We start from the raw sequence: 24,666 nt of genomic DNA on the forward strand, positions 1-24,666 counted from the left end.
TCACGCCGCAGCGCTTAAATCCTAGTTTCTCCAAGACCTGCTGCATGGTCTGATTATCTTCATGGGTATCAATGCGAAGGTTGTCCGTCTGTTGAAGGCAATATTCCAGAGCCTCTTTAACGATGCCTTTACGCTTGCCATCACTGGCAATCCGGTGAATCACTCCATAAGGCTCCGTATTTAACCAAGCGCCGTCAATCTCTCGGTACGTGGGATCCTCTTCTCGGGAAAAGTAAAACGTTCCCACAACCTCGTCATCATCACCGGTAATCACGTAAGACTTCCCTGCCGAAATATCCTCTTTAAGCAAGTCGCGGCCAGGATACCCCTCTTGCCACTGGCTTAAATTGCCGCTAGCTTTCATATATTCTCGCGCGATGGCAAAAATCTCTTCCATCCTCTCTATATCCGTTTCTCTTGCTTTTCTAATCATTTAAAACATCCTCTTTGGAAAAACTAAGGGGTAGCAATTCGCCTAGTGTATAGCTTCTGAATTCTCTACCGTCGCTTAAAATCACTTCAAAATCATCCGAGCAAAATTCTCGCAGTGTCTGCCGACATACTCCACAAGGGGAGGTAAAGGCAGTATTGCCCTTCCCGTCTTCACTGACGATTAAGATGCCCGTAAAGGCCAGGTGGCCTTCACTTACCGCTTTGGCAAGGGCCGTTCGCTCCGCACATATGGTAGGGGAATACGCGGCATTCTCAATATTACAGCCACTATAAACGGAACCATCCTCTGTCAAAAGGGCGGCCCCTACCTTAAAGAACGAATACGGCGCATACGCTTTTTTAACGGCTTTTTGGGCCACTTCTAGTAGCTCATTCCGTCTTGATTCTTCCATTACAAAAGCCCTTCCTCTTTCGCTAGTTTAATTACACTACTGCTCCCTAAGCGCTCCGCTCCTAGTGACAAGAAGCGCTCGGCATCCGCAATACTTTTAATACCGCCTGCGGCTTTTACCCGCACGTCCTGGCTGACGTTTTTCACCATCAACTCCACATCGGCAAAGGTGGCGCCGCCGCTAGCAAACCCCGTCGAGGTCTTGATAAAATCGGCGCCGGAAGCACTTACCACTTCACATAGTTTAATTTTTTCTGCTTCCGTTAGTTCCGAGCATTCGATAATCACTTTTAAAAGCTTACCGCCAGCGCCCGCCTTTACTGCCTTTATCTCCGCTAGCACCTTTTCAAAGTCCCCGCTTTTAACGTCGCCCAAATTAATAACCATATCCACTTCATCTGCCCCGTTTAGGACAGCGTCTTTTGTTTCACTTACTTTCGAAGCACAGGTATTGTAACCGTTTGGGAAACCGATAACCGTACAAATCGGCAAACGCCCTGCTGCATAAGCTGTCGCCTCTTTTACAAAGCTTGGGGGAATGCAGACAGATGCTACCTGATACGCAATGCCTTCATCGATTAAAGTGCGGATCTCCTCCTTGGTCGCTGTCGGTTTGAGAACCGTGTGGTCTACGTGTCTTAATATCTCTTTAATATCCATTTTTGACTTCTTCCTCTCTTATAAATCCAGGGCAATTTCCATCATCTCGTTAAAGCTGGTTTCCCTATCTTTAGCACTGAGTGCTGTCTTTTTAAATAAATGATCGCTAATGGTGAGCATAGCGAGAGCTTTCTTGCCCGCTTTCGCGGCATTCATATAAAGTGCAGCAGCTTCCATCTCCACTGCCAGCACACCCATACTCTTCCAACGGTCGTTCACCCGGTCATCGTTGTTATAAAAAACATCTGCCGAAACCACATTGCCTACCTTATACTTCGTTCCTTTGGCTTCGGCTAAGGAAACGGCTTTACTAAGTAGCTCGTAGTCACCGATTGGTGCAAAGGTTCCCGGTAGATCAAACTGATAGGCATACCGTGAGTCTGTGCAGGCTCCCTGGGCGATAACCAAATCCATTAGCTCAAGGTCATCGTGAAAACCACCAGCTGAGCCAATGCGTATAATCGCCTCTACCTCGTAAAAATGATAAAGCTCGTAGGAATAGATGCCTATAGACGGCATTCCCATGCCGCTTCCCATAACGCTTACTTCTTGCCTTTTATATTTTCCTGTATAACCAAACATATTTCTAACGGTATTAAACTGCTTTACCTCATCTAAATACGTCTCTGCGATAAACTTCGCTCGCAGAGGATCTCCTGGCATCAAGACTTTCTTCGCAATTTCACCTTTTTCTGCTCCATTATGTGGTGTTCCCATCTTATATCTCCTCCTATTCCTTGTCGCTCTTTATTAATAGGCGCAAAGCTTCTACTGCCGTTTCAATGGCGACTTCCGTTTCGTGAACCACAGGATTTGGTAACCCTTTTTTCGCCCGTTCCTGATTCGCCATCACCAAAAAGACGCTGCCAACTCGGACGCTTCTGGCACTGCCAACGATAAACATCGCGGCGCTCTCCATCTCCGAAGCCATACAGCCTAAGGCTTTAAATGCCTCCCATTTCTGCTGAAGTTCGTAACCCACAGGCATCTTTTCCGGTTCATGCTGGCCAAAAAAGGCGTCCTTACACTGGGCTACCCCTACATGGTAACGCTTATCCCCTTTTTTAGCCGCTGCCACTAAGGCATTCGTCACTTCAAAGTCCGCTACTGCCGGATATTCGATAGGCGCGTATTCTTTAGACGTCCCTTCCATTCGTACGGCACTGTTAGCGATAATGATATCGCCACTTTCAATGTTTTCTTGCATCCCCCCACAGGTGCCTACGCGGATAAACGTATCCGCCCCTACTTTAATCAACTCTTCCATGGCAATGGACGCTGACGGTCCACCAATGCCGGTACTAGTAACCGATACTGGTACGCCGTCAAGGCTACCTGTATACGTAACATATTCCCGGTTATCGGCAATTAACTTAGGGTTATCAAAATGCTTCGCAATCTTCCCGCAGCGCTTTGGATCACCTGGCATAATAACGTAACGTCCCACTTCACCTTCCGCAACTTGCAGGTGATATTGACGGTCTTTTTCTTCTGAGTAATTAATCATATCAAGCCTCCTTTAATCATTCTGTAAATAGGATACCACTTCAAATGGCATTAAACTATAGTTTTTTTGTGTCCTTTTCGTTATAATCGAAGTAGACGTGTCTGTGGTCTGTCCAGAGTAATGACTATTCAAAAGCATAAAGGGGGGGTATATACATGCAAGCTCAATTATTATACGAAATGGAATTATTCTTACGAATTCTCGGTGCTGCCCTTTGCGGCGCAATTATCGGTTACGAACGAGAAAATAAAATGAAAATGGCCGGGATTAGAACCCACGCCATCGTGGCGATGGCCGCCGCTTTAATGATGGTGCTCTCAAAGTACGGCTTTAGCGATGTGCTCCGTCTAGCAGAAGTTTCGCTAGACCCTTCGCGAGTGGCTTCTAGTGTCGTTACCGCTGTCGGTTTCTTAGGAGCAGGTGTTATCTTCGTCCGTAATAAAAGCGTAACCGGTCTGACGACAGCCGCTGGTATCTGGGCCACTGTTGGAATCGGGATGGGCTTTGGAACGGGAATGTACTTTTTAAGCATTGCCAGCACTATCTTCATCCTATTACTCCAGTTTCTCTTTCATGTTAGACCTCTCACTGTCCTAAGCACAACGGCTTGGCAAGTAACCCTTAGAGTCTCTGAAGGCTGCGATATCAACCAGATACTAGCCCGTATTTTCGGCAAGGAAGCTAGCAAAGTCACTAATTTAACCATTAAGCGACTGGAAGATGGCAATCTCCAAATCAAGCTATCCGCTTCTTTTCCTGAAAGCTATAGCAACCAAAATCCTATCGACGTCATCAGTGCCCATCCAGAAGTGGAGAGCATAGAGACTTAAAAACGAAAGAGAGTATCTAAAATGGGAACTAAAAAGCTAATCAATAATCAAAAAGAGCTAGAGGGCAAGGTCGGTCTTTTCGGAACCTTAGCAGATCACGGCTGTGGCATCGTCGGCTTATATAACGCCGAGCTACTGCTTAACGGCGACGCCATGCCACTTGAGCGCTATCAGGAATACATCAACCGTAAGCCCTTGTGGCGTACCGGTTTTCTCGGTGCGCGGGGGATTCATCCCTTGACTCTCTGGTGGTTTTTCAAGCGCCGAGGCTACCGCGTAAAGTGGCGCTTTCGCTGGGGCAAAATCGCTCCTAGTGAAAACACGGTCTTTCTCATTAGCTCCTACTATCTTCGCCGAAAGCGATTCGGCGGTCACTTTCAGGCGGCAACCTTCAAACCTGGTGAACCCCTAAAGACCACCAATCCATCCGGCACGTATCAAGACTTCCAGGCTTTTCGTAAAGAGACAAAGAAGTTGCCGTTTATGATTATCCTCGAGATAAGTAAATAAAACAGGCCAGTATCTAAACACTCAAGATACTGGCCCTTTATTTTGCCTATCCTTTAGCCAAGAAAAGCGGCCAAATCGTTTTCTACTGTATCGCTCTTTGCTAGTCCAAAGGTATCAATTACCACTTGGCGCACATTATCTGATAAGAACCCTGGAAGCGTCGGACCGATATGGATATTCTTAAAGCCCATTGATAATAACGCCATTAAGACAATCACTGCCTTTTGCTCGTACCAAGCGATGTTAAACTGAATCGGCAGGTCATTAATATCTTCCGCGGCAAATATTTCTTTTAACTTCAAAGCCACCACTGCCCAGGAGTAGGAATCGTTACACTGGCCGGCGTCTAGTACCCGAGGAATGCCGTTAATATCACCTAAGCCTAACTTATTATAGCGGTATTTTGCGCAGCCCGAGGTCAGGATTACCGTGTCTTTCGGCAACGCTTTGGCGAACTCCGTGTAATATTCTCTATCTTTCATTCGACCATCACAGCCACTCATAACGAAGAATTTTCTGATTGCCCCTGATTTAACCGCGTCGACAACCTGATCGGACAGAGCGAACACCTGGTTATGAGCAAAGCCGCCAAGAATGGTGCCTGTCTCGATCTCTTCCGGTGCTGGAAGCTTCTTAGCCATCTCAATAATCTGGCTAAAATCCTTCTTTCCCTCAGCATCCGCTTCGATATGAGGACATCCCGGGTAACCGGTGGCGCCGGTTGTAAAGATTCGCTCTCTAATCTCTTCTTTACGAGGTGGTACAATACAGTTGGTGGTAAAGAGAATCGGTCCTTTAAAGGTTTCGAATTCCGTCACCTGTCGGTGCCACGCGTTTCCGTAGTTCCCTACAAAGTTGTCGTACTTTTTAAAGAACGGGTAGGAATGAGCTGGCAACATCTCACTATGGGTATACACATCTACCCCTGTGCCTTGAGTTTGCTCTAATAGCTGCTCTAAATCCACTAAGTCATGACCGGAAATCAGAATCGCTGGATTACTGCGAACACCAATATTTACTTCTGTCATCTCCGGATGTCCGTATTTCGACGTATTCGCCTCATCGATAAGCGCCATGGATTTAACGCCTGTCTCCCCAGTCTTAAGTACGAGCTGAATCAGTTCATCCTTACCTAGGCTATCATCTTCTATCTGGGCTAAAGTATGATACATAAAATCATATATTTCTAGGTTCTCTTTGCCGATATTTAGGGCGTGTTCGGTATATGCTGCCATCCCCTTTAGACCGTAGGTAATAAACTGGCGCAAGGACCGGATATCCTCGTTTTCCGTAGCCAGAACGCCTACACTTTCGGCCTTCTCTAGCGCTTCGGCAAGCGTCAGAACAGTAAAGGTCGCTGAATCCTTATCTACGTTAGCACCGTACTTAGACTTAAGGGCATCCCTAAGGGCTAGTAGCTTCTCGATTTGGGCAAAGATACTATCGCCGTCAAAATTGGCGTTGGTAATCGTCATAAAAAGTGACTTCACGAGCTCATGGTTCACGTCGGGAATGTCTTTTACCGGAATGTTATCGGCCACCACCACTTCGGCAATCCCTTTTAAAGAATAAATCAATACATCTTGGAGTTTAGCGACATCCTCGGTCTTTCCACAGACACCTCGCTTTGTGCACCCTGTTCCAAACGCCGTTTCTTGACATTGATAACAAAACATACTCATAACCTTTTACCTCCATTAGTTTGCATTATTTACCTGATTGCTTCTTATTATAGAGGTTATCATCTCCCTTTAGGAATTAATAAAGGAGATTTAAGAATAGTTTAGAATGTTTTAATCAATATGAAGGATTTTCTTAGCGTTTTCTATTCGCTCTTTCGTCGGCGCCTCAATGCCTTTTAGCTGATAATCGTAACCCAGCTCATCCCACTTATATTCGCCTAGATTATGATAAGGTAAGACTTCCACCTTTTCAACATTCGTAAGGGTCCTGATAAAAGCATCTAACTTATGTAGATACTCATCGTCATCGGTTCGCCCAGGCACGAGGACGTGGCGAATCCAGACCGGCTTATCTATCTCTGAGAGATATTCGGCCATCTCTAAAATATTGGTATTTGGCTGACCTGTCAGCTTTAAGTGCTGGGCATTATCAATATGCTTAATGTCTAACATAATTAAGTCGGTATACTTCAGCAATTCATTAAACTTGGAAAAGAAAGGTTCACGCTTCGTAAATGGATTGCCACTGGTATCAATCGTGGTATGAATCCCCTGTTCTTTTGCTTTTTTAAAAAGCTCCAGCAGAAAATCCAGCTGCATCAGTGGTTCACCGCCACTAACAGTAATACCGCCCTCACTTCCCCAGTAAGAGCGGTATCTTAAGGCCTTTTCTATCAGTTCATCCGCCGTCATTTCCTTACCGGTATTCATCTTCCAAGTATCAGGGTTATGGCAATACTGACATCTCATCGGGCAACCCGCTACGAAGATTACATAGCGGACACCCGGTCCATCTACGGAGCCAAAACTTTCCAGAGAATGTATGTACCCTTTGGTCATCTTATTACGCTCCTTTTTCATTTCTTACAAAGTATTATGACACGTTCTCGCAATCACGTCTAGCTGTTGCTCCTTTGTCAAATCGATAAACTTAACCGCATAGCCAGATACCCGAATCGTAAAGTTGGCATATTCTTCTTTTTCTGGATGCTCCATGGCATCAATCAGCTTCTCAGTACCGAAGACATTCACATTTAGATGATGTGCCCCCTGGGAAAAATAGCCGTCGAGAATATTCACTAGCTTACCTACCCGCTCCGTCTGCTCGTGACCAAGAGCCCCTGGACTAATGGTCTGGGTGTTAGAAATGCCATCTAACGCTTCTTCATATGGTAGCTTCGTCAAAGAGTTAAGCGAGGCCAATAGACCGTTTTGTTCGGCGCCATAGGAAGGATTTGCTCCTGGTGCAAGCGGTTCTCCCGCTTTACGACCGTCTGGTAAGGAACCTGTCGCCTTGCCGTAGACCACATTTGAGGTAATCGTCAAAATAGAGGTGGTGGGCTCCGAATTTCGGTACGTATGGCACTTCCGCAACTTATTCATAAAGGTTTTCAGAAGCCAAACCGCAATATCGTCGGCTCTGTCATCGTCATTGCCGTATTTTGGGAAATCGCCAGCAACCTGGTAATCTACCGCCATGCCATCTTCATCGCGAATTACTTTGACCTGGCTGTACTTAATCGCCGAAAGCGAGTCAACCACGTGAGAAAATCCGGCAATACCCGTTGCAAACGTGCGACGGACATCGGTGTCAATAAGAGCCATCTCTGCCGCTTCGTAGTAATACTTGTCGTGCATATAGTGAATCATATTTAAGGTATCTACATACAATTTGGCCAGCCACTCCATCATCTGGTCGTATCTTTCCATCACTTCATCGTAGTCAAGATATTCGCTGGTGATGGGCCGATAAGCTGGTCCTATCTGCACTTTCGTCTTCTCGTCAACACCACCGTTGATTGCATATAATAGGCATTTTGCCAAATTGGCACGGGCTCCGAAAAACTGAATTTCTTTTCCCGTCTGGGTTGCCGAAACACAGCAGCAGATAGCGTAGTCATCGCCCCAAACCGGTCGCATCACCTCATCGTTTTCATACTGAATCGAGGAGGTTTCAATCGAAATGTAGGAAGCGTAATCTTTAAAGGCCTCTGGCAATCGGTCTGAGTAGAGCACCGTTAAGTTGGGCTCCGGTGAGGGTCCCATATTCTCTAAGGTATGTAAGAAGCGAAAATCGCTTTTGGTAACCATACTGCGTCCGTCCATGCCCATGCCGCCTACTTCTAGCGTCGCCCAGACCGGGTCTCCCGAAAACAGTTCGTTATAGCTAGGAATTCTTGCGAACTTAACCATTCGAAACTTCATCGTTAATTGATCGATTAATTCCTGAGCTTCCCTTTCACTTAAAACGCCTTTTTTAAGATCTCTTTCAATGTAGATATCTAAAAATGTGGAAATACGTCCCACGCTCATCGCTGCCCCATTTTGGGTTTTAATCGCCGCTAGATAGCCAAAGTACAACCACTGAACGGCTTCCTTAGCATCCTTTGCCGGCTGACTAATATCAAAACCGTAGGCCTTCGCCATCTCCTTCATCTCTTTTAAGGCCTTAATCTGATCGGCAATCTCTTCTCTTAAGCGAAAATCGGTGCCCTTCATGCCGTGGCGTTCGCCGGTAATAAAATCCTCTTCCTTCTGACGAATCAAGTAGTCAAGGCCGTAAAGCGCTACCCGGCGATAATCGCCCACAATTCGGCCTCTTCCATAAGTATCTGGAAGACCGGTGATAATCTTCGCCTTTCTTGCTCTACGCATTTCCGGAGTATAGATATCGAAAACGCCTTGGTTATGGGTTTTGTGATATTTTGTAAAGATTTCCACCATCTTCGGATTAGGAGTATACCCATACGTCTCGCACGCCTTTACCGCCATATTAATACCGCCGTAAGGCATAAACACACGTTTAAGTGGTTTATCAGTCTGTAAACCCACCACCTTCTCTTCATCTTTTAGTGAATCTTTAATATACGCCGCTCCATAAGCATTAATATCGGACACCACTTCCGTCTCCATATCCAGTACACCATTATTCGCTCGTTCTTCTCTTTGAAGCCTTTTTAGCTCCTCCCAAAGACTCTCTGTTGCCTTTGTGGGTGCTACCAGAAATTTTTCATCTCCTTCGTAAGGTGTATAGTTATTTTGAATAAAGTCTCTAACATCAACATCGTCTTTCCATAACCTACCGTTAAAGCCTTCCCATTGTACAAAGTCTTTAATTTCCATCTACGTAATCCCCTTTCAATTGCATTTTTATTTTGTTTTCGTGAACAATATAGCACTTTGTATACAGGAATACAATACGTTTTTGATAATAGTTATCATAATCATTGATTGTACTTAATTTTGTGCAAAATCATTAAAAAAAGAACTCACCGTGTGAGTTCTTTTTCAAGCTAGCTTATTCTTTTGAGGCTTTTTCCACCTGAGCAATTGCTGCCTTTTGCATCGGAATACGACAATTCTTATTGCTTCCGAATTCAACGATAACATCTTCATCGGTAATATCAATAATCACACCGTAAAATCCGCTCGTCGTCAGCACGGTATCTCCTACTGCCATATCGGCAACCATTGCCTGAATACGCTTTTGCTCTTTACGCTGTGGTCTGATCAACATAAACCACATTCCGCCGATTACTAATGCCCATAAGGCTAACATAAAAATCGGGCTCATTGTTGCTGCTTGTTCTGCTAATGTAAACATGATAATCCTCCTTATATTCGGGATTCCCTTTGCGGACGTCTCCCCTACCTTTCGGCACTAGTAGTATCATACACCAGGGGGGAAGGTCCTAGCAAGTTTTTTCCGTCATATCTGCTATTTTTTTCGCTTTATACTCAGCGTAATTGCCATTTTCAATCGCTTCTCTAATCTCTTCCATCATATTATTGTAGAAATAGAGATTGTGTAAAACTGCTAGGCGCATACCAAGCATCTCTTTCGCCTTTAATAAATGGCGAATATAGGCTCTTGAGTAAGTCCTGCAGGCGGGGCACTGACACCCTTCTTCGATGGGGCGCGTATCTAATTCAAACTTCGCATTAAATAAATTCAACTTCCCGTGGTTCGTATAGACGTGACCGTGACGTCCGTTCCTGCTAGGATACACACAGTCAAAGAAATCCACACCTCTGTCGACGGCCTCAAGAATATTAATTGGCGTTCCCACACCCATCAAATACGTTGGCTTATTTACCGGCAAATGAGGGACTACGGCGTCGAGAATGCGGTACATATCCTCGTGGGACTCACCTACTGCTAGACCGCCAACGGCGTAACCGTCTAAATCCAGCTTGCTGATTTCTTTGGCGTGATCAACCCGGATATCTTCAAGAATACCACCTTGATTAATCCCAAAGAGCATTTGCTGGCGATTAATCGTCTCTGGCAAAGAATTTAAGCGCTTCATCTCCTCCTGACAGCGAACGAGCCACCTGGTCGTTCGTTCAACTGAGGCTTCAATATACTCTCTACTAGCTACGCTAGATGGGCATTCATCAAAAGCCATGGCAATCGTCGAGGCCAGATTGGACTGAATTCGCATACTCTCCTCCGGACCCATAAAAATCTTACGGCCATCGATATGGGAATTAAAATATACCCCTTCTTCTTTAATTTTACGAAGGCCCGCCAAAGAAAACACCTGGAAGCCACCGGAATCCGTTAAGATAGGCTTATCCCAGACCATGAATTTATGAAGGCCTCCTAATTTATTTACAACTTCATCTCCCGGTCTTACGTGCAAATGGTAGGTATTGGAAAGCTGCACTTGCGTCTTAATCTCCTGCAAATCCGTGGTTGCCACCGCACCTTTAATCGCGGCCGCCGTACCTACGTTCATAAAAACAGGGGTCTCCACCACACCGTGAACTGTGTGGAGTCGCCCCCGCTTTGCAAGACCGTCACGTCTTATTATTTCGTACATGTAACTCCTTTATTCTAGTAGTAGACTAATACTGGGGTTCCCGACTGAATTAAGTTATAAAGCTGGGAAGCAGCATCATAGTTCATATTAATACAACCACGAGAACCGTTGGTCAAATACCAATCGCCACCGAGACGCGGTTGCCACGGAGCATCGTGAAAACCAATACCGCCGTTAAAAGGCATCCAAAAATTGACGGGACTTTCGTATTCATAACTACCATCCGGCATCTTCTTTCCGCGAAGAGTAGTATTCGTAGTCTTATAGTTGAGGAAAAAGAGTCCTGGTGGTGTCTCCCAACCCTTATTCGGATTGCCAGTCGTCACCTCCGTATTAATGACTACCTGACCATCTTGGACAAAGTAAAGCTTTTGCGCGGTTAAATCTACTTCTGCATAAGTATTTCCCACACCTACACCTTCGTGATTAACGGCTCTTTGTGAATACACCGGTTCTCTTGTTACCACTTCTTTATTCGCAATGTTGGCTAATAAAGTGGCCAACTCTTCCTCAATATTGATTTCCCAACCGAAGCTACCACCTGGTACGGTAACCTCACGGCCGCCACTTGATACCATCGTTAGCGGTTGGCCGTACGTATTGTACTTAGCTGCTAGTTCATTTACAAAACCGCGAACTGCTTCTTCGTCTAGATAAACAGCCATGTTCTCATCGGTCTTAAGCCACTGCTCTAACTTCTCGGCATCCACTTTTTCTTGATGAGGATTAAAATCATAAGTCACATCCACACCAAGGCGAGAATTCATCTCTTTGGTTGCAGCGATTACTTCGCTAGAATCCTTGGTGAATTTAGGCTTAAGATAGACATCTTTTGCCATATCGATTTCCTTATGGAAACCGTTAATCGCTTCCTCTACCTTCTTCACAAAATCTTCTTTATTGATCTGGGTGCCGTATACCTCGTCCTTAATCACAAAGGTGCCATTCTCCACAACTGGCTTGGCATCCTCTGAGGGCACTTGCCCTTCTTCGACTAGGCACTTAAGATTATCGATAGCGCTAGTTAGCGCCTTTTCATCGTATTTAACACCAATCTTAGCTTGTAAATTCGGATGTTTAAATAGTGACACAGGCCAAAGGAAAGGATTCTGATCATTAATCAGCTGCTCTACCTCATTCCCTTTCACATATTCGAGGGCAATTGTCTGGCCATCGATTACTTCTGTCTGATTGTTTGCTTCCATAAGTGTAAGCTGATAATCATCTACTTGACCCGCCATATACGTTTCTACTTCTTCAGCTTTTTTCATGGCAAAATCAATATCGTTTATCTTTGTATTAAAGAAAAGATGACTCATAAAGAAAATCGAAATCCCGCAATAGGCAACTAAAAGTACACCAAAAATACTCCCAAGAACAATCCCTAGGCGTTTACGCTTCTTTTTCTTTTCTGCTGCTTTTTCTGCTAGTTCCTCTTCAGTTGGCTCTTCTTCTACTTCTTGCTTATCGAAACTCGGAGAATCAATGTCAACAAAATGTACATCAAGCTCATCAGTATCGTCCTCTGAATCTTGCTCGGACCCAGACTCTTCCTCATCTTTTTGTTTAACTTTTTCTTCATCTTTCTTCTCCATGGCTGCGTAGAACTCTTGCATGGTTTCGTCAGCAATCTCTTCTGAGCTTTTCTTCTCTTTGCTGTTTTTACTGGTTTCTTTCATTTTCTATACTCGCCTCGTTTATTTTAGACACAATTACTTTTTCATTATATTCTATCTTCCTATAAAAGTACAGTAGAATTGTGTGAAAAAATGTGTATAATATTAGGTACATTTATTTTAAAAAGGAGGGCGTATGGCAGGATCAATTTTAGGTACAATTTTTACCATAACTACCTGGGGCGAATCCCACGGAAAGGCCATCGGCGTTGTCGTCGACGGCTGTCCCGCTGGGCTTACTCTCGCCCCTTCAGATATTCAACCTTTTCTAAATCGACGCAAACCCGGTACGAGTAAGTATACAACACCTCGCAAAGAAGGCGATGAAGTAGAGATTCTTTCAGGAACCTTTGCTGGGGTAACGACGGGAACGCCCATCTCAATGGTGGTCTATAACACCGATGAACGCTCCCATGATTACGGAAAGATAAAGGACACGTATCGCCCTGGTCACGCCGATTATACGTATCAGGAAAAGTACGGCATCCGCGATTATCGCGGGGGCGGTCGCTCTTCTGGCCGAGAGACCATTGGCCGGGTGGCAGCGGGGGCCATCGCCTGGAAGCTTTTAAATGAGTTTGGCATCACTCCGCTCACTTACGCCACCAGTATCGGTCCCATCCGTATTTCTAGCGAGCGCTTTGACGAGGCAGAAATTAACAACAACCCTCTTTTCATGCCGGATGCTAAGGCCGCCGAAGAAGCCCGTGCCTATTTGGACGAGTGTCTTGCTCATAGTGATTCCGCTGGCGGCGTGATTGAATGCGTCGTTTCCGGACTTCCGGTCGGTCTTGGACAGCCGGTCTTCGGAAAGCTTGATAGTGAACTGGCGAAAGCGGTAATGAGTATCGGTAGTGTAAAGGGTGTGGAATTTGGCGCCGGTTTTCAAGCAGCTAGCCTAAATGGCCATGAGAATAATGATCCCTTTACCAAAACGGGGAAAGCAACTAATCACGCTGGGGGAATCTTAGGTGGTATTAGCGATGGGGATTCGCTTGTCCTAAGAGCCGCCATCAAACCTACGCCTTCTATCGCTATGCCTCAGAAAACTGTGACCTTAGGCGGCGAAGAGACCAGCATTACCATTCAGGGGCGACACGATCCCGTAATCGTTCCTAGGGCCGTCGTGGTGGTAGAAGCGATGGTGGGGCTAACGCTGATTGATGCCCTTCTAATGAACTGTAGTAGTAAATTAGAAAATCTAAAAAAAATATACGATTGTGAGGAATAAAAACGGTGCCAAAAAAATTAATTGACATTCAAGGTGTCTCCAAATCCTTCGGTGACAACCTAGTAATCGATGACCTTACTCTTTACATTAGAGAAAATGAATTCTTAACCCTTCTCGGCCCTAGTGGCTGTGGTAAAACCACCCTGCTACGAATGCTGGGTGGCTTTGAAACTCCTGATCAGGGGAAGGTGATTTTTGAGGGTAAGAACATTACCGATATCGCGCCTAACAAGCGCCAAATTAATACGGTTTTCCAGAAATATGCCCTCTTCACCCATATGACCATTGCCGAAAACATCGCCTTTGGGATGAAGATTAAAAAGCATACGAAAAGCTACATTGAGGAAAAAATTCGCTACGCCCTAAAGCTGGTTAATCTTGAGGGTTTTGAGGAGCGGATGCCTGACTCCCTAAGCGGCGGCCAGCAACAACGGGTGGCGATCGCTAGAGCGATTGTTAACGAACCTAAGGTGCTTCTTCTCGACGAACCTTTAGGCGCTCTCGATTTGAAACTTCGCCAAGATATGCAGTATGAATTGATCCGTATGAAAAACGAACTGGGAATCACTTTTGTCTACGTAACTCACGATCAAGAAGAGGCCTTAACCATGTCTGATACCATCGTCGTTATGAATCAAGGATACATTCAGCAAATCGGCACTCCTGAAGATATCTACAACGAGCCCCAGAACGCCTTTGTAGCAGATTTTATCGGCGAAAGCAATATCTTCTCAGCCCTAATGGTGGAAGACAAACTGGTAAAGATACTGGGCGTAGATTTTCCCTGTGTAGACGTCGGCTTTGGTAAAAACAAACCTGTCGATGCGGTTATTCGCCCTGAGGATGTGGAGCTAGAAAAGCCTGGTAGCGGCATTATCGATGGAATTGTCACCCACCTGATCTTTAAGGGCGTTCACTACGAAATGGAAGTTGAAGCCCATAACTATACTTGGCTAGTCCACAGTACAGAAATGTTTCCTGTGGGAACCATGGTGGGGATTCACGTGGATCCCTTTAATATCCAAATTATGAAAAAACCAGTTTCTGAAGATGAGGAGGCGATTGAAGTTGAAGAGTAAAACCTTAAAGCAGCTTCTTAGTGGCCCCTATCTCTTTTGGGCAGTTGCTTTTATCATCATTCCTTTGGTAATGATCTTTTATTACGGGTTGACTACCCCTGAAGGCACGTTCACCTTTGCAAACGTAGCCAAAATCACCACTCCCGAGAACTTAAAAGCGTTAGGTTTAGCGCTACTTTTATCCTTTATCAGTACCGCTATCTGTTTACTACTAGCCTACCCTCTAGCGATTATTTTAACGGGAATGAACGTCAATCAAAATAGCTTTGTGGTGCTTATCTTCATCCTTCCTATGTGGATGAACTTTCTTCTGCGCACCATGGCTTGGCAGAATCTTCTGGAGAAAAATGGCGTGATTAACATCGTGCTTGAGTTCCTGCACTTGCCAGCCCTGGAGATCATCAACACACCGGCAGCCATCATTCTGGGAATGGTCTATAACTTCCTGCCCTTTATGGTGCTGCCCATTTATAACGTCCTCTCGAAAATCGATAAGGATGTTATCAATGCCGCTAAAGACTTAGGCGCCAATCCTTTACAGACTTTTTTGCGCGTCACCTTACCCCTAAGTAGACCTGGCATTATCAGCGGGATTACCATGGTCTTTGTACCGGCGCTAACTACCTTTGTTATCTCCGACTTACTAGGCGGTAGCAAAATCCTTTTAATTGGCAATGTTATCGAACAAGAGTTTAAACAAGGCAGCAACTGGCACGTAGGCAGTGGCCTGTCCCTTGTGTTAATGGTCTTTATTATTCTAAGCATGGCGCTAATTGCCAAATACGACAAAGACGGGGAGGGCAATAGCTTTTGATTAAGTCATTTTTAAAACGATTTTACCTAGTTCTTATTTTAATACTGCTCTACGCGCCAATTCTCACTTTGATTGTCTTATCCTTTAACAACTCAAAGACCCGGTCAAAATGGGGCGGCTTTACTGGTAAATGGTACGTCTCTCTCTTCCAAAACAAAGAGATTATGAACGCCCTCTTTACCACTCTCGCGATTGCTCTTTTAAGCGCGGCTATCGCCACCCTAATCGGGACTGTCGCCGCCATTGGCATTAGCGCCATGGGCAAAAGAAAACGTACGGTAATTATGGGTATTACCAACATTCCCATGCTGAATGCGGATATCGTAACCGGTATTTCCTTGATGCTACTTTTTATCGCTATTCGCTTCTCCTTGGGCTTTACCACGATCCTCCTAGCACATATTACCTTTAATATCCCCTATGTGATTTTAAGCGTAATGCCAAAGCTTAAGCAGACAAGTAAAAGCACCTATGAAGCAGCTTTAGACCTAGGTGCATCACCACTACAAGCTTTTTTAAAAGTGGTGATACCAGATATCTATCCAGGAATCACCTCAGGCTTTCTCCTAGCATTTACCATGTCCCTAGATGATTTTATCATCACTCACTTTACAAAGGGACCAGGGGTGGACACACTTTCCACCAAAATCTACAGCGAGGTTAGAAAAGGCATTAAGCCAGAGATGTATGCTCTCTCTACCCTGCTCTTTCTCTCGGTACTTATTTTGCTCTTTCTCGTTAACATGACGCCACCAGAGGCGGAGCGCAAAAAGAAAACCCACCCAGTGAAGCGAATTCTGGTGAGACGAGTGGCACCTGCTCTTTTAGGTATACTGGTGCTAGTAGGCGGCGTCTATTACTCTACTTCTAGCAATGTAGCTGGTAAGAAGCAAGTGATCGTCTATAACTGGGGCGAATACATGGACCCCGAGGTACTGACTCTCTTCGAAGAAGAGACCGGTATTCAAGTAGTCTATGAGGAATTCGAAACCAATGAGATTATGTATCCCAAAATTCAGTCTGGGGCAATCGCCTACGATGTAGTCTGCCCGTCAGATTACATGATTGAACGCATGATTGAAAATGATTTACTAGCAGAATTAAATTACGAGAATATTCCTAATATCGAGAATATCGGGGATACGTATCTGGAACAGTCAAAACAATTTGACGCCCAGAACCGCTACTCCGTTCCTTACTGCTGGGGAACCGTGGGGATTCTTTACAACAAAACAATGGTGGATGAGGAGGTCGATAGTTGGAGCATTCTCTGGGATGAGAAGTATCAAGATAACATCCTGATGCAGAACTCGGTAAGAGATGCTTTTGGTATCACGTTAAAGTACCTAGGCTATTCGCTGAATTCTACCGATAGAGATGAGCTTTATGAAGCTACCGATCTTCTAACCCTACAAAAGCCCTTAGTACAAGCCTACGTAATCGATCAGGTAAGGGATAAAATGATTGGCAATGAAGCCGCTCTCGGAGTTATCTACTCCGGTGAAGCGATCTACACCCAGTCCGAAAACCCTGACCTTGAGTACGTTATTCCTAAGGAAGGGTCTAATGTTTGGATTGATTCTTGGGTGGTTCCGAAAAACGCTAAGAACAAAGAGAACGCCGAAGCGTTCATCAACTTCTTATGTCGGCCAGACATTGCCAAGATGAACTTTGACTATATCACCTACTCTACGCCTAACGAAGCGGCCAGAGACTTAATCGAGGATGACGCAATACGTAATAGCAAAATCGCTTTCCCCGATGCAAAGGATCTAGAAAACTGTGAAACCTTTAAGTTCTTAGGGGACAAAAACGATGCGCTCTATAACGAGCTTTGGCGAGAAGTAAAAAGCCATTAAGGAAAGGGGACACGCAAATTTGCGTGTCCCTTTTCCTTAACTTGTTCCTAAAATATTACCACCGATAAACTCTCGCAGTAGAGAGTTCGCCGGTACATTTTCGCTGCTGATTACTAAGAAGTAATCTAAGAATTTAAGCAGGCGCTTCGCTTCCACGTATTCGGGAGCATTTTTCTCAATAGCAAAAAGCTGAGCCTCTACGTATGGCTTAAGAACCGCCAACTCATAGATAAGTGCCGAGTCAAACATCACGTCGGCCTCTTCCTGATAAGGGAAGATATTCTCTTCTTCACCTCTGCGCACCGAATCCCACATGTTAATGGTCTTCTTCGCATCCGCCCCCCGCATCCTGGCATCTCTAACGATTCGTCTAAGGAGACGTCCATCAGTGGTAGGAATCCGGTTGTGTTCATCGATATTAAGCTGAGTCAAGGCGCTTATATAAATCTTGAATTTTTGGTCGTTATTAAGGCTTTCGGTCAACTTCGGATTAAGACAGTGAATACCTTCAATCACTAAGACGTCATTTTCGGCAAGTTTCAGAATCGGTCCACCGTATTTTTTCTTACCTTCAATAAAGTCAAACGTGGGTATAACCACTTCTTCGCCAGCTAATAGGCGCTGCATATGGTCGTTGAACAATTTCACATCGACGGCTTCAAGGCACTCGAAATTATAAGTTCCATCAGCCTCTCTAGGCGTGTCTTCTCGTTCAACAAAGTAATTATCCACCGCAATCGGGTGAGGTACCAAGCCACTGGCTTTAAGCTGAATACTGAGTCGATGGGAAAAAGTAGTTTTTCCCGAAGAGGACGGTCCGGCAATCAGAACAAACTTCACACTCTTCTGGGCGCTAATAGCAGAGGCAATTTCCGCGATTTTTTTCTCCTGTAGGGCCTCTTGAACCAAAACTAATTCACTAACATTATGATGGCAAATCTGGCGGTTAAGGGCGCCTACCGTCTCGATGTTTTGCATATCTCCCCACTTAGTGGACTCTTTCTGTACTTGGAATAGCTTGTGCTGGGGCGCAAAAGGCGGCACCGTGCGAGTGTCCTTTGCCGTTGGCATCTGCAGAACAAAGCCTTCATCATAGGGAAATAATTTGAAGTACTGAAGGTAACTGGCTGAGGGCACCATATAGCCGTAATAGTAATCCTCAAATTCGTTCATACTGTAAATATTAACCCGGGATACCATCCGGTATTTAAAGAGCTCTTCTTTATCATACATCCGGTGCTTGTGAAATAGAGCAATGGCATCGTCCGTATTGAGACTGCGTTTATCAATCGGTACATCGGCCCGCACCAGTTCGTGCATTCGGGCCTCCACTTTATCTAGAAACTCTTGATTAACTTCGATATCGCCACCTAAAACCGTGCAGTAATAGCCTTTACTAATGGAGTAGTGAATACGCACGCTAATATCAGTATGATTTGTCACATCGTGAACGGCTTTTACCATCATCAGACACATACTGCGTTTGTACGTCTTATGACCGGCACTGCCGCTGGAACTTTCAAAGCGCACCTTGGTATTATCACGCACGTATTTGGTAAGTTCAGTGAGCTTGCCGTCCACATAAGCTAAGACGATATCATCGGCAAACTCCTTTTGATACTCCCTAGCAACGGTCTCTAGCTTCGTTCCTAATGAATATTCTTTTTCCACACCGTCAATGGTGATTTTACATAACTTTTCTCCCATGTCTCCCCCTTTAAACGATAATAAACGGTGATTTAAGCGGCTCTGTAGCCACTATAACCTCCGGAATCTGCTGTAAGATAAATTCTTTCATGTCTTCAATAAAAATATGCTCGATGCCGTAGTGTCCCGCATCGATGACTCTAAGACCTTGATCTAGAGCGTCAATTCCCGTATGGTGATCGATATCTCCAGTAATCAAGACGTCCGCACCTTTATTAATAGCGGGACGAATCATGCTGCTTCCTGAACCAGGCGAAATGGCGACGACGGACACCTGGTCATCAAGATCACCAAAGACCTTCACACTGCCTAAGTGAAAACGATCTTTCACCTGCTTCGAAAACTCACCTAGGGTGACAGAACTCTCTAGTTTTGCCACCTTGCCGATGCCTAGATCCCCCTCAACGGCTGTCACTTCCAAGGTCTCCGAATTCTCTAAACCAAGAACCGCTCCCGATAAATCCGACATCCCGAGAACGTCGTAGTTAGTGTGAGCTGCATAATAAGAGATATCGTTCTGAATTAACTGGATAATCCGTCGCCCGATAAAATCGCTACTGGTTATGCGTTTAATCGGCGAAAATAATAGCGGATGATGAGTAATTAGCATATCCGCACCGAACGCAAGCGCATTGGCAATCACTTCATCGGTGGCATCAAGGGCGATGTAGATTTTCTTCACTTCTTTATCGTCTCGGCCTACCAAAAGTCCCACATTATCCCACTCAAGGGCATACTCTTTGTCGTAACTAGCTTCTATCTTTTCCACTATTCCCTGACAAACCATCGCTAATCTCCCTTCTACAAATAATACTGAAGCGCTTCCTTTATATCTTGTAATTCAGCCTTAAGCGCTCCTTGTCTGGCACGAATTTCGGGAGTGTCCCTCCCCGTGAGAGTGCTACTTATCTGCTCCTTAAGCTGCTTTTCCTTTTGCAAAAACGTATATAGGGTCTCGTTTTTTTCCTGTAATAAGCAAGGTCCATACTGATGCTCCCATGATGAATACGTTTTCTCTGGTCCTTTTTCTACGAAGAGGGCGGTGTAAAACTTCCCAGCCTCTTCTACCATCCCTTCATCACTAATCATAAGCCCTAAATCCGCTAGACGCTCTCGCACCTTTTTAAGCTCTGACTGAGGTTGAAGAATCAAATAATCTAAAGCATCCACCACTTCTTTGCTGGCTTCTAGAATCCTTAACACTAACGCGCCGCCCATGCCGCTAATGATCACGCCCTCTGCTTCCCCTGGGGCTAGCTTTTCTAGACCGTCACTAAGGCGGAGTTCAATGCTCGCCGAAAGACCGGCTTCGCCTACGTGCTCTCTAGCTTTTTCAAGAGGGCCCACATTAATATCCATTCCTAGGGCCCGGGGACAGATTTTATTTTCTACCAGATAAATCGGAAGATAGCCGTGATCCGTTCCCACGTCGGCAACCACACTTCCAGGGCGAGCGAAATCCGCTAGCATCTGTAGCCGTTTTGATAACCCGTTCATCTTAGTCTAAATAATCCTTTAACTTACGGCTGCGGCTAGGGTGGCGAAGCTTACGAAGAGCCTTGGCTTCTATCTGCCGAATACGCTCTCTCGTAACGTCAAACTCTTTCCCTACTTCTTCTAGAGTACGTGCTCTGCCGTCATTCATACCAAAGCGCAAGCGCAAAACCTTCTGCTCTCTTTCCGTCAGCGTATCAAGGACTTCATCAAGTTGCTCCTTTAAAAGGGTCTGAGCTGCCGCTTCCGCTGGCACCGGCACATTATCGTCTTGGATGAAATCCCCTAGATGAGAGTCCTCTTCCTCACCGATTGGGGTTTCTAAGGACACCGGTTCCTGAGAAATTTTAAGAATCTCCCGGACTCTTTCAACCGGCATATCTAACTCTTCTGCAATCTCCTCTGGCGTGGGTTCTCTTCCTAGCTCCTGTAATAGCTGACGGGAAACTCGGATAAGCTTATTGATTGTCTCCACCATATGTACCGGAATACGAATGGTCCGCGCTTGATCGGCAATCGCCCTCGTAATCGCTTGGCGAATCCACCAGGTTGCATATGTACTAAATTTAAAGCCCTTATGGTAGTCAAATTTCTCTACAGCCTTAATAAGACCTAAGTTTCCTTCTTGAATCAGGTCAAGGAAAAGCATGCCACGGCCTACATAGCGCTTAGCGATACTAACAACCAGACGTAAGTTGGCTTCGGCTAGACGTTTCTTCGCCTCTTCATCACCATCGTCCATCCGCTTAGCTAGTTCTACCTCTTCCTCCGCGGTTAAAAGCTGAACCTTACCGATTTCTTTTAGATACATCCGCACAGGATCTTCAATGCTAATTCCATCAGGTACGGATAAGTCGATTTTCTCAACATCCACTTCCTCTTCTTCTCTAGCGATGATCTCGTCGTCGATTACTTCGTCATCAGCATCGTTATCAGAGGTTATTCTGAGGACATCAATACCGTTTTTCTCTAACTGTTCGTAAACTATTTCCATCTGTTCTGTCTCCAGTTCCATTTCCACGAAAAATTCGTTAATCTCCCCGATTTCCAGAATGCTCTTCTTCTTTTTTCCGAGAACGACTAGCTCTTTCATTTTCTCTTCAAATTTCAACATGTTTTCTTCCATTTTTTACATCTCCTCATCCACATTAGTCTATCATCTTAATTTCGATTCTTCTAATCTGCTCCAGCGCTTGCTTTTTTTTCATCACTTCTTGCAGGCCGCTTATATCCGTTGGATCTAAGGCCTTCACCTGCTCTTTTAGGCTACGCTCCTTCACTTTTTGAAGAGTATCGATAATAGATTTCTTCTGTTCATTAACATCTTCCAAACCGCGAATCTTGCTATTGAAAATGCCCGCGGCCTCTTTATGCTCATCATCATCGGTAAAATGATTGATAATCATCGCTTGGTTAACACTGCCTTCTTCGTACTGCTTTACGAGAAGCTCATAGATCTCACGGTAAATCTCTTTCGTAAAATCCGCCTTATCCAAATAATCCTTAAGGCTTTCATATACCTCCCGGTCATCGGCGATCCAGGTTAAAAGGATTTTCTGAGCTAGCTCCTCGCCATCTTCTCTTTCCTTTTTCTTCGCACCGGTTGGTAGCGGTCTTTTAACGACTTTTGCCTGTCCTAGACGTAGCGCGGCCTTTTTGACCAGTTGTTTTAAGTCTTCATACTCTACGTGATACGCCTTAGCCACTGCTTCAATATAATTATTGCGTTCGATTTCCTCTTCGAAGGTAGTGAGGCGTTCAGCCACAGCGTTCATGTACTTGGTCTTCCCCTCTGGAGAGTCCATATCGTACTCGCGCATCAAAACCTTGAGGCTATACATAAAGCCATTTTCGGCCTCATCAATCCGCTTCTGAAACCCTTCCGCACCTTCTTTATTAATTAGCTCATCCGGATCCTTATAAGGGTCCATCCGAATAATCTTACCGCTAATCCCCGCCTCTTTAATAATCGGTAAGGCTCTAAGCGCCGCTCGCGTTCCTGCATCATCGCTATCATAGGTTAAGTACACCTGGTCCACGTACCGCCTAAGAAGGGAGGCTTGCCCTGAAGTAAAGGCTGTTCCTAGGGAAGCAACCGCTCCGGTAAAACCAGCCTTTTGTAAGGCGATAACATCCATATACCCTTCGCAGACAATCAAGTACCCAGCTTTTGACTTCCTTGCGTAATTCAGTCCGTATAAGTTGCGACTCTTATCAAACAACAGCGTCTCTGGTGAATTCAAGTATTTTGGCTCGCCCTCGCCCATCACCCGGCCACCAAAGCCGATTACCCGGCTATTGGCATCCATAATGGGGAACATCACCCGGTTCCAAAACTTACAGTACGCGCCATTTCTTTCATCCGCGGAAAATAAGCCGGACTCCATTAAAAGACCATCGGAATACCCCTTCTCCTTTAAGTAACGATAGAGCTTACGGCCATCCTTGGGGGCAAATCCCAGTCCGAAGCGACGAATCACCTCATCGGAAAGCCCACGCTTCTTTAGATAAGTAAGGGCAATCTCTCCCGACTGTTCGCCTAACTCCCAGAAAAAGTAATTAGCCGCAATCTTATTAATCTCCAGAATCTGTAACTTCTTATTGGCTTTGTTTTTCTGAGCCTCTGACTGTTCCATCTCCGGTAACTCCACCCCTGAGTGCTCCGCCAAAAATTTAAGTGCTTCCACAAAGGTGTAATTCTCGTATTTCATGATAAAGGTAATGACGTTGCCTGCCTCCCCGCAACCGAAGCAGTAAAACATCCCCTTTTCCTTACTAACGGAAAACGAGGGGGTCTTTTCATTATGAAAGGGGCACAAACCAAAATACGTATTGCCCTTTTTTTGCAATTTTACGTAGCCGGATATCACATCCACAATGTCGCTCCGGCTACGCACCTCTTCAATTATCTCTTCAGGATAAAACATTTAGTATAAACTCCATTCTACTGCCATGCCTGAGGCACAAAAAACTCTTCAAACTTCTTAACCGCATAATTATCGGTCATGCCGGCGATATAATCACACACCACTCGCTCTTTACTTTCTCCTTCTCCTAACATCTGCAAATACTCATCTGGAAGTATCTCATAATGAAGTAAATAATACTCATAAAGCTTCGTAATCATGGCTACCGCCTTATCCTCTTCTGACTTTGCTTTGGGATTTAAATAGACGTTTTCAAACATAAATTTGCGCAGTTCAATCATCGCCGCCTCTACTTCTGCAGACTGGGTAATCCGGTCCTTGTCCATGCTACTAGTAATCACGTCATGAATCATGGTATCAAGGCGCACTTTACTAGATACACCTAAAACAGCTTTTAAATCACTAGGAATATCTGCCTCTTCGATAATCCCCCCGCGAATCGCATCGTCAATGTCGTGATTGATATAGGCGATTTTGTCAGAAAGGCGGACAATCTGTCCCTCCAATGTAAAAGGAGTGCCACTGGTCTTATGGTTAACTATCCCGTCTAAAACCTCCCAGGTAAGGTTAAGCCCTGCCCCGTGCTTTTCTAGCTTATCAAGAACCCGAACACTTTGCTCGTTATGGGTAAAATTGCCACCCGTAACCTTATTAAGCGCCCGCTCACCAGCGTGTCCAAAAGGCGTATGCCCCACGTCGTGACCAAGGGCAATAGCCTCCACCAAGTCTTCGTTAAGGCGTAGCGCTTTCGCCACCGTCCGAGCATTCTGGGAAACTTCTAACGTATGTGTTAGCCGGGTCCGATAATGATCCCCCTTTGGTAGTAAAAACACCTGGGTCTTTTGCTTAAGCCGGCGAAAGGACTTACTGTGTAATATCCGGTCCCTATCTCTTTGAAAAACTGGACGGATATCGCATTCTGCTTCCACCGTCCCCCGCCCCTTAGAATCCTGACTCTTCGCCGCATAGGGGCTTAGATATTCATATTCTCTACGTTCTAACTGTTCCCGAATAGTCATG

General features: G+C 45.2%; 22 protein-coding genes and 1 pseudogene. 6 read left to right on the forward strand and 17 right to left on the reverse strand.

All coding sequences use genetic code 11. The features are described from left to right. Positions 1-28: 28 nt before the first annotated feature. The 5 genes and pseudogenes from NHH16_RS15710 to udp all read right to left on the reverse strand — a co-directional run. Positions 29-433 (reverse strand): annotated as a pseudogene (locus tag NHH16_RS15710) (N-acetyltransferase); the annotation flags it as partial. Further along, a complete protein-coding gene (cdd, locus tag NHH16_RS04120; protein WP_262068341.1) occupies positions 426-845 on the reverse strand; it encodes a cytidine deaminase in 420 nt (139 codons plus the stop codon). The pseudogene NHH16_RS15710 and the gene cdd, both read right to left, overlap by 8 nt. Then, the gene (gene deoC, locus NHH16_RS04125) at positions 845-1,504 is read right to left on the reverse strand and encodes a deoxyribose-phosphate aldolase (RefSeq protein ID WP_262068342.1); all 660 of its coding nucleotides are present in this window, start codon (positions 1,502-1,504) and stop codon (positions 845-847) included. The genes cdd and deoC overlap by 1 nt, the downstream gene beginning before the upstream one ends. An 18-nt stretch (positions 1,505-1,522) precedes the next feature. Then, positions 1,523-2,221 (reverse strand): purine-nucleoside phosphorylase, encoded by a 699-nt coding sequence (gene deoD, locus NHH16_RS04130; RefSeq protein WP_262068343.1) that lies wholly within the window; start codon positions 2,219-2,221, stop codon positions 1,523-1,525. Between the two features lie 13 nt (positions 2,222-2,234). Beyond that, complete coding sequence (udp, locus tag NHH16_RS04135) at positions 2,235-3,011, reverse strand: uridine phosphorylase (RefSeq protein WP_262068344.1); 777 nt, start codon at positions 3,009-3,011, stop codon at positions 2,235-2,237. A 155-nt stretch (positions 3,012-3,166) separates the two neighbouring features. Here udp and NHH16_RS04140 point away from each other — a divergent pair, with 155 nt between their 5' ends. After that, entirely contained in the window at positions 3,167-3,841 is a 675-nt protein-coding gene (locus NHH16_RS04140) for an MgtC/SapB family protein (RefSeq protein WP_262068345.1), read from the forward strand. Between the two features lie 21 nt (positions 3,842-3,862). Beyond that, positions 3,863-4,351 carry a hypothetical protein gene (locus NHH16_RS04145; RefSeq protein WP_262068346.1) on the forward strand — a complete coding sequence of 163 codons (489 nt, stop codon included), beginning with the start codon at positions 3,863-3,865 and terminating at the stop codon, positions 4,349-4,351. 53 nt (positions 4,352-4,404) lie between these two features. Here NHH16_RS04145 and hcp read toward each other — a convergent pair whose 3' ends face one another. The 6 genes from hcp to NHH16_RS04175 form a co-directional block, all read right to left on the reverse strand. After that, a complete protein-coding gene (hcp, locus tag NHH16_RS04150; RefSeq protein ID WP_262068347.1) occupies positions 4,405-6,033 on the reverse strand; it encodes a hydroxylamine reductase in 1,629 nt (542 codons plus the stop codon). Positions 6,034-6,144: 111 nt separating this feature from the next. Next, positions 6,145-6,873: a pyruvate formate-lyase-activating protein gene (gene pflA / locus NHH16_RS04155; protein WP_262068348.1), complete on the reverse strand. Its 729-nt coding sequence runs from the start codon at positions 6,871-6,873 to the stop codon at positions 6,145-6,147. Positions 6,874-6,897: 24 nt separating this feature from the next. Beyond that, positions 6,898-9,156: a formate C-acetyltransferase gene (gene pflB / locus NHH16_RS04160; RefSeq protein ID WP_262068349.1), complete on the reverse strand. Its 2,259-nt coding sequence runs from the start codon at positions 9,154-9,156 to the stop codon at positions 6,898-6,900. Positions 9,157-9,331: 175 nt separating this feature from the next. Further along, positions 9,332-9,637, reverse strand: coding sequence for a preprotein translocase subunit YajC (yajC, locus tag NHH16_RS04165; RefSeq protein WP_262068350.1), 306 nt, complete (start codon positions 9,635-9,637; stop codon positions 9,332-9,334). An 88-nt stretch (positions 9,638-9,725) separates the two neighbouring features. After that, positions 9,726-10,859 carry a tRNA guanosine(34) transglycosylase Tgt gene (gene tgt / locus NHH16_RS04170; RefSeq protein ID WP_262068351.1) on the reverse strand — a complete coding sequence of 378 codons (1,134 nt, stop codon included), beginning with the start codon at positions 10,857-10,859 and terminating at the stop codon, positions 9,726-9,728. Positions 10,860-10,873: 14 nt separating this feature from the next. Then, complete coding sequence (locus NHH16_RS04175) at positions 10,874-12,538, reverse strand: L,D-transpeptidase family protein (protein ID WP_262068352.1); 1,665 nt, start codon at positions 12,536-12,538, stop codon at positions 10,874-10,876. A 133-nt stretch (positions 12,539-12,671) separates the two neighbouring features. Between NHH16_RS04175 and aroC the strand changes: the two genes are divergently transcribed. Genes aroC through NHH16_RS04195 form a run of 4 tightly spaced genes read left to right on the forward strand, consistent with a single transcriptional unit; the run spans position 12,672 to position 17,518 of the window. Beyond that, positions 12,672-13,766, forward strand: a complete 1,095-nt coding sequence (gene aroC, locus NHH16_RS04180; protein ID WP_262068353.1) for a chorismate synthase — start codon at positions 12,672-12,674, stop codon at positions 13,764-13,766. 5 nt (positions 13,767-13,771) lie between these two features. Continuing rightward, positions 13,772-14,845: an ABC transporter ATP-binding protein gene (locus NHH16_RS04185; RefSeq protein ID WP_262068354.1), complete on the forward strand. Its 1,074-nt coding sequence runs from the start codon at positions 13,772-13,774 to the stop codon at positions 14,843-14,845. After that, entirely contained in the window at positions 14,817-15,659 is an 843-nt protein-coding gene (locus NHH16_RS04190; protein ID WP_262068355.1) for an ABC transporter permease, read from the forward strand. The genes NHH16_RS04185 and NHH16_RS04190 overlap by 29 nt, the downstream gene beginning before the upstream one ends. Continuing rightward, entirely contained in the window at positions 15,656-17,518 is a 1,863-nt protein-coding gene (locus NHH16_RS04195; RefSeq protein ID WP_262068356.1) for an extracellular solute-binding protein, read from the forward strand. Before NHH16_RS04190 ends, NHH16_RS04195 begins: the two co-directional genes overlap by 4 nt. Before the next feature lie 36 nt (positions 17,519-17,554). Here the strand turns inward: NHH16_RS04195 and NHH16_RS04200 are convergent, their stop codons facing one another. The 6 genes from NHH16_RS04200 to NHH16_RS04225 are packed head-to-tail and all read right to left on the reverse strand — an operon-like array spanning position 17,555 to position 24,665. Continuing rightward, positions 17,555-19,225 carry a nucleoside kinase gene (locus tag NHH16_RS04200; protein ID WP_262068357.1) on the reverse strand — a complete coding sequence of 557 codons (1,671 nt, stop codon included), beginning with the start codon at positions 19,223-19,225 and terminating at the stop codon, positions 17,555-17,557. Between the two features lie 10 nt (positions 19,226-19,235). Beyond that, positions 19,236-20,012, reverse strand: coding sequence for a Nif3-like dinuclear metal center hexameric protein (locus NHH16_RS04205; RefSeq protein WP_262068358.1), 777 nt, complete (start codon positions 20,010-20,012; stop codon positions 19,236-19,238). Between the two features lie 14 nt (positions 20,013-20,026). After that, positions 20,027-20,722: a tRNA (adenine(22)-N(1))-methyltransferase gene (locus tag NHH16_RS04210; protein WP_262068359.1), complete on the reverse strand. Its 696-nt coding sequence runs from the start codon at positions 20,720-20,722 to the stop codon at positions 20,027-20,029. Between the two features lies 1 nt (position 20,723). Next, complete coding sequence (gene rpoD / locus NHH16_RS04215) at positions 20,724-21,845, reverse strand: RNA polymerase sigma factor RpoD (RefSeq protein WP_262068360.1); 1,122 nt, start codon at positions 21,843-21,845, stop codon at positions 20,724-20,726. Positions 21,846-21,867: 22 nt separating this feature from the next. Next, positions 21,868-23,646 carry a DNA primase gene (dnaG, locus tag NHH16_RS04220; protein ID WP_262068361.1) on the reverse strand — a complete coding sequence of 593 codons (1,779 nt, stop codon included), beginning with the start codon at positions 23,644-23,646 and terminating at the stop codon, positions 21,868-21,870. A 17-nt stretch (positions 23,647-23,663) separates the two neighbouring features. Continuing rightward, positions 23,664-24,665: a deoxyguanosinetriphosphate triphosphohydrolase gene (locus NHH16_RS04225; RefSeq protein ID WP_262068362.1), complete on the reverse strand. Its 1,002-nt coding sequence runs from the start codon at positions 24,663-24,665 to the stop codon at positions 23,664-23,666. Between the last annotated feature and the right edge of the window lies 1 nt (position 24,666).

The organism is Ohessyouella blattaphilus, assembly GCF_024721265.1.
Taxonomy (GTDB): domain Bacteria; phylum Bacillota; class Clostridia; order Lachnospirales; family Lachnospiraceae; genus Aequitasia; species Aequitasia blattaphilus_A.

Bases quoted from the DNA above. Each gene is read 5' to 3' on its own strand.
- tgt (WP_262068351.1), bottom strand. From the start codon at position 10,859: ATGTACGAAATAATAAGACGTGACGGTCTTGCAAAGCGGGGGCGACTC.
- NHH16_RS04190 (WP_262068355.1), top strand. From the start codon at position 14,817: ATGAGGAGGCGATTGAAGTTGAAGAGTAAAACCTTAAAGCAGCTTCTT.
- NHH16_RS04225 (WP_262068362.1), bottom strand. From the start codon at position 24,665: ATGACTATTCGGGAACAGTTAGAACGTAGAGAATATGAATATCTAAGC.
- NHH16_RS04205 (WP_262068358.1), bottom strand. From the start codon at position 20,012: ATGGTTTGTCAGGGAATAGTGGAAAAGATAGAAGCTAGTTACGACAAA.
- NHH16_RS04200 (WP_262068357.1), bottom strand. From the start codon at position 19,225: ATGGGAGAAAAGTTATGTAAAATCACCATTGACGGTGTGGAAAAAGAA.
- NHH16_RS04210 (WP_262068359.1), bottom strand. From the start codon at position 20,722: ATGAACGGGTTATCAAAACGGCTACAGATGCTAGCGGATTTCGCTCGC.
- dnaG (WP_262068361.1), bottom strand. From the start codon at position 23,646: ATGTTTTATCCTGAAGAGATAATTGAAGAGGTGCGTAGCCGGAGCGAC.
- aroC (WP_262068353.1), top strand. From the start codon at position 12,672: ATGGCAGGATCAATTTTAGGTACAATTTTTACCATAACTACCTGGGGC.
- pflB (WP_262068349.1), bottom strand. From the start codon at position 9,156: ATGGAAATTAAAGACTTTGTACAATGGGAAGGCTTTAACGGTAGGTTA.
- deoD (WP_262068343.1), bottom strand. From the start codon at position 2,221: ATGGGAACACCACATAATGGAGCAGAAAAAGGTGAAATTGCGAAGAAA.
- yajC (WP_262068350.1), bottom strand. From the start codon at position 9,637: ATGTTTACATTAGCAGAACAAGCAGCAACAATGAGCCCGATTTTTATG.
- pflA (WP_262068348.1), bottom strand. From the start codon at position 6,873: ATGACCAAAGGGTACATACATTCTCTGGAAAGTTTTGGCTCCGTAGAT.
- udp (WP_262068344.1), bottom strand. From the start codon at position 3,011: ATGATTAATTACTCAGAAGAAAAAGACCGTCAATATCACCTGCAAGTT.
- NHH16_RS04175 (WP_262068352.1), bottom strand. From the start codon at position 12,538: ATGAAAGAAACCAGTAAAAACAGCAAAGAGAAGAAAAGCTCAGAAGAG.
- NHH16_RS04140 (WP_262068345.1), top strand. From the start codon at position 3,167: ATGCAAGCTCAATTATTATACGAAATGGAATTATTCTTACGAATTCTC.
- hcp (WP_262068347.1), bottom strand. From the start codon at position 6,033: ATGAGTATGTTTTGTTATCAATGTCAAGAAACGGCGTTTGGAACAGGG.
- deoC (WP_262068342.1), bottom strand. From the start codon at position 1,504: ATGGATATTAAAGAGATATTAAGACACGTAGACCACACGGTTCTCAAA.
- NHH16_RS04145 (WP_262068346.1), top strand. From the start codon at position 3,863: ATGGGAACTAAAAAGCTAATCAATAATCAAAAAGAGCTAGAGGGCAAG.
- rpoD (WP_262068360.1), bottom strand. From the start codon at position 21,845: ATGGAAGAAAACATGTTGAAATTTGAAGAGAAAATGAAAGAGCTAGTC.
- cdd (WP_262068341.1), bottom strand. From the start codon at position 845: ATGGAAGAATCAAGACGGAATGAGCTACTAGAAGTGGCCCAAAAAGCC.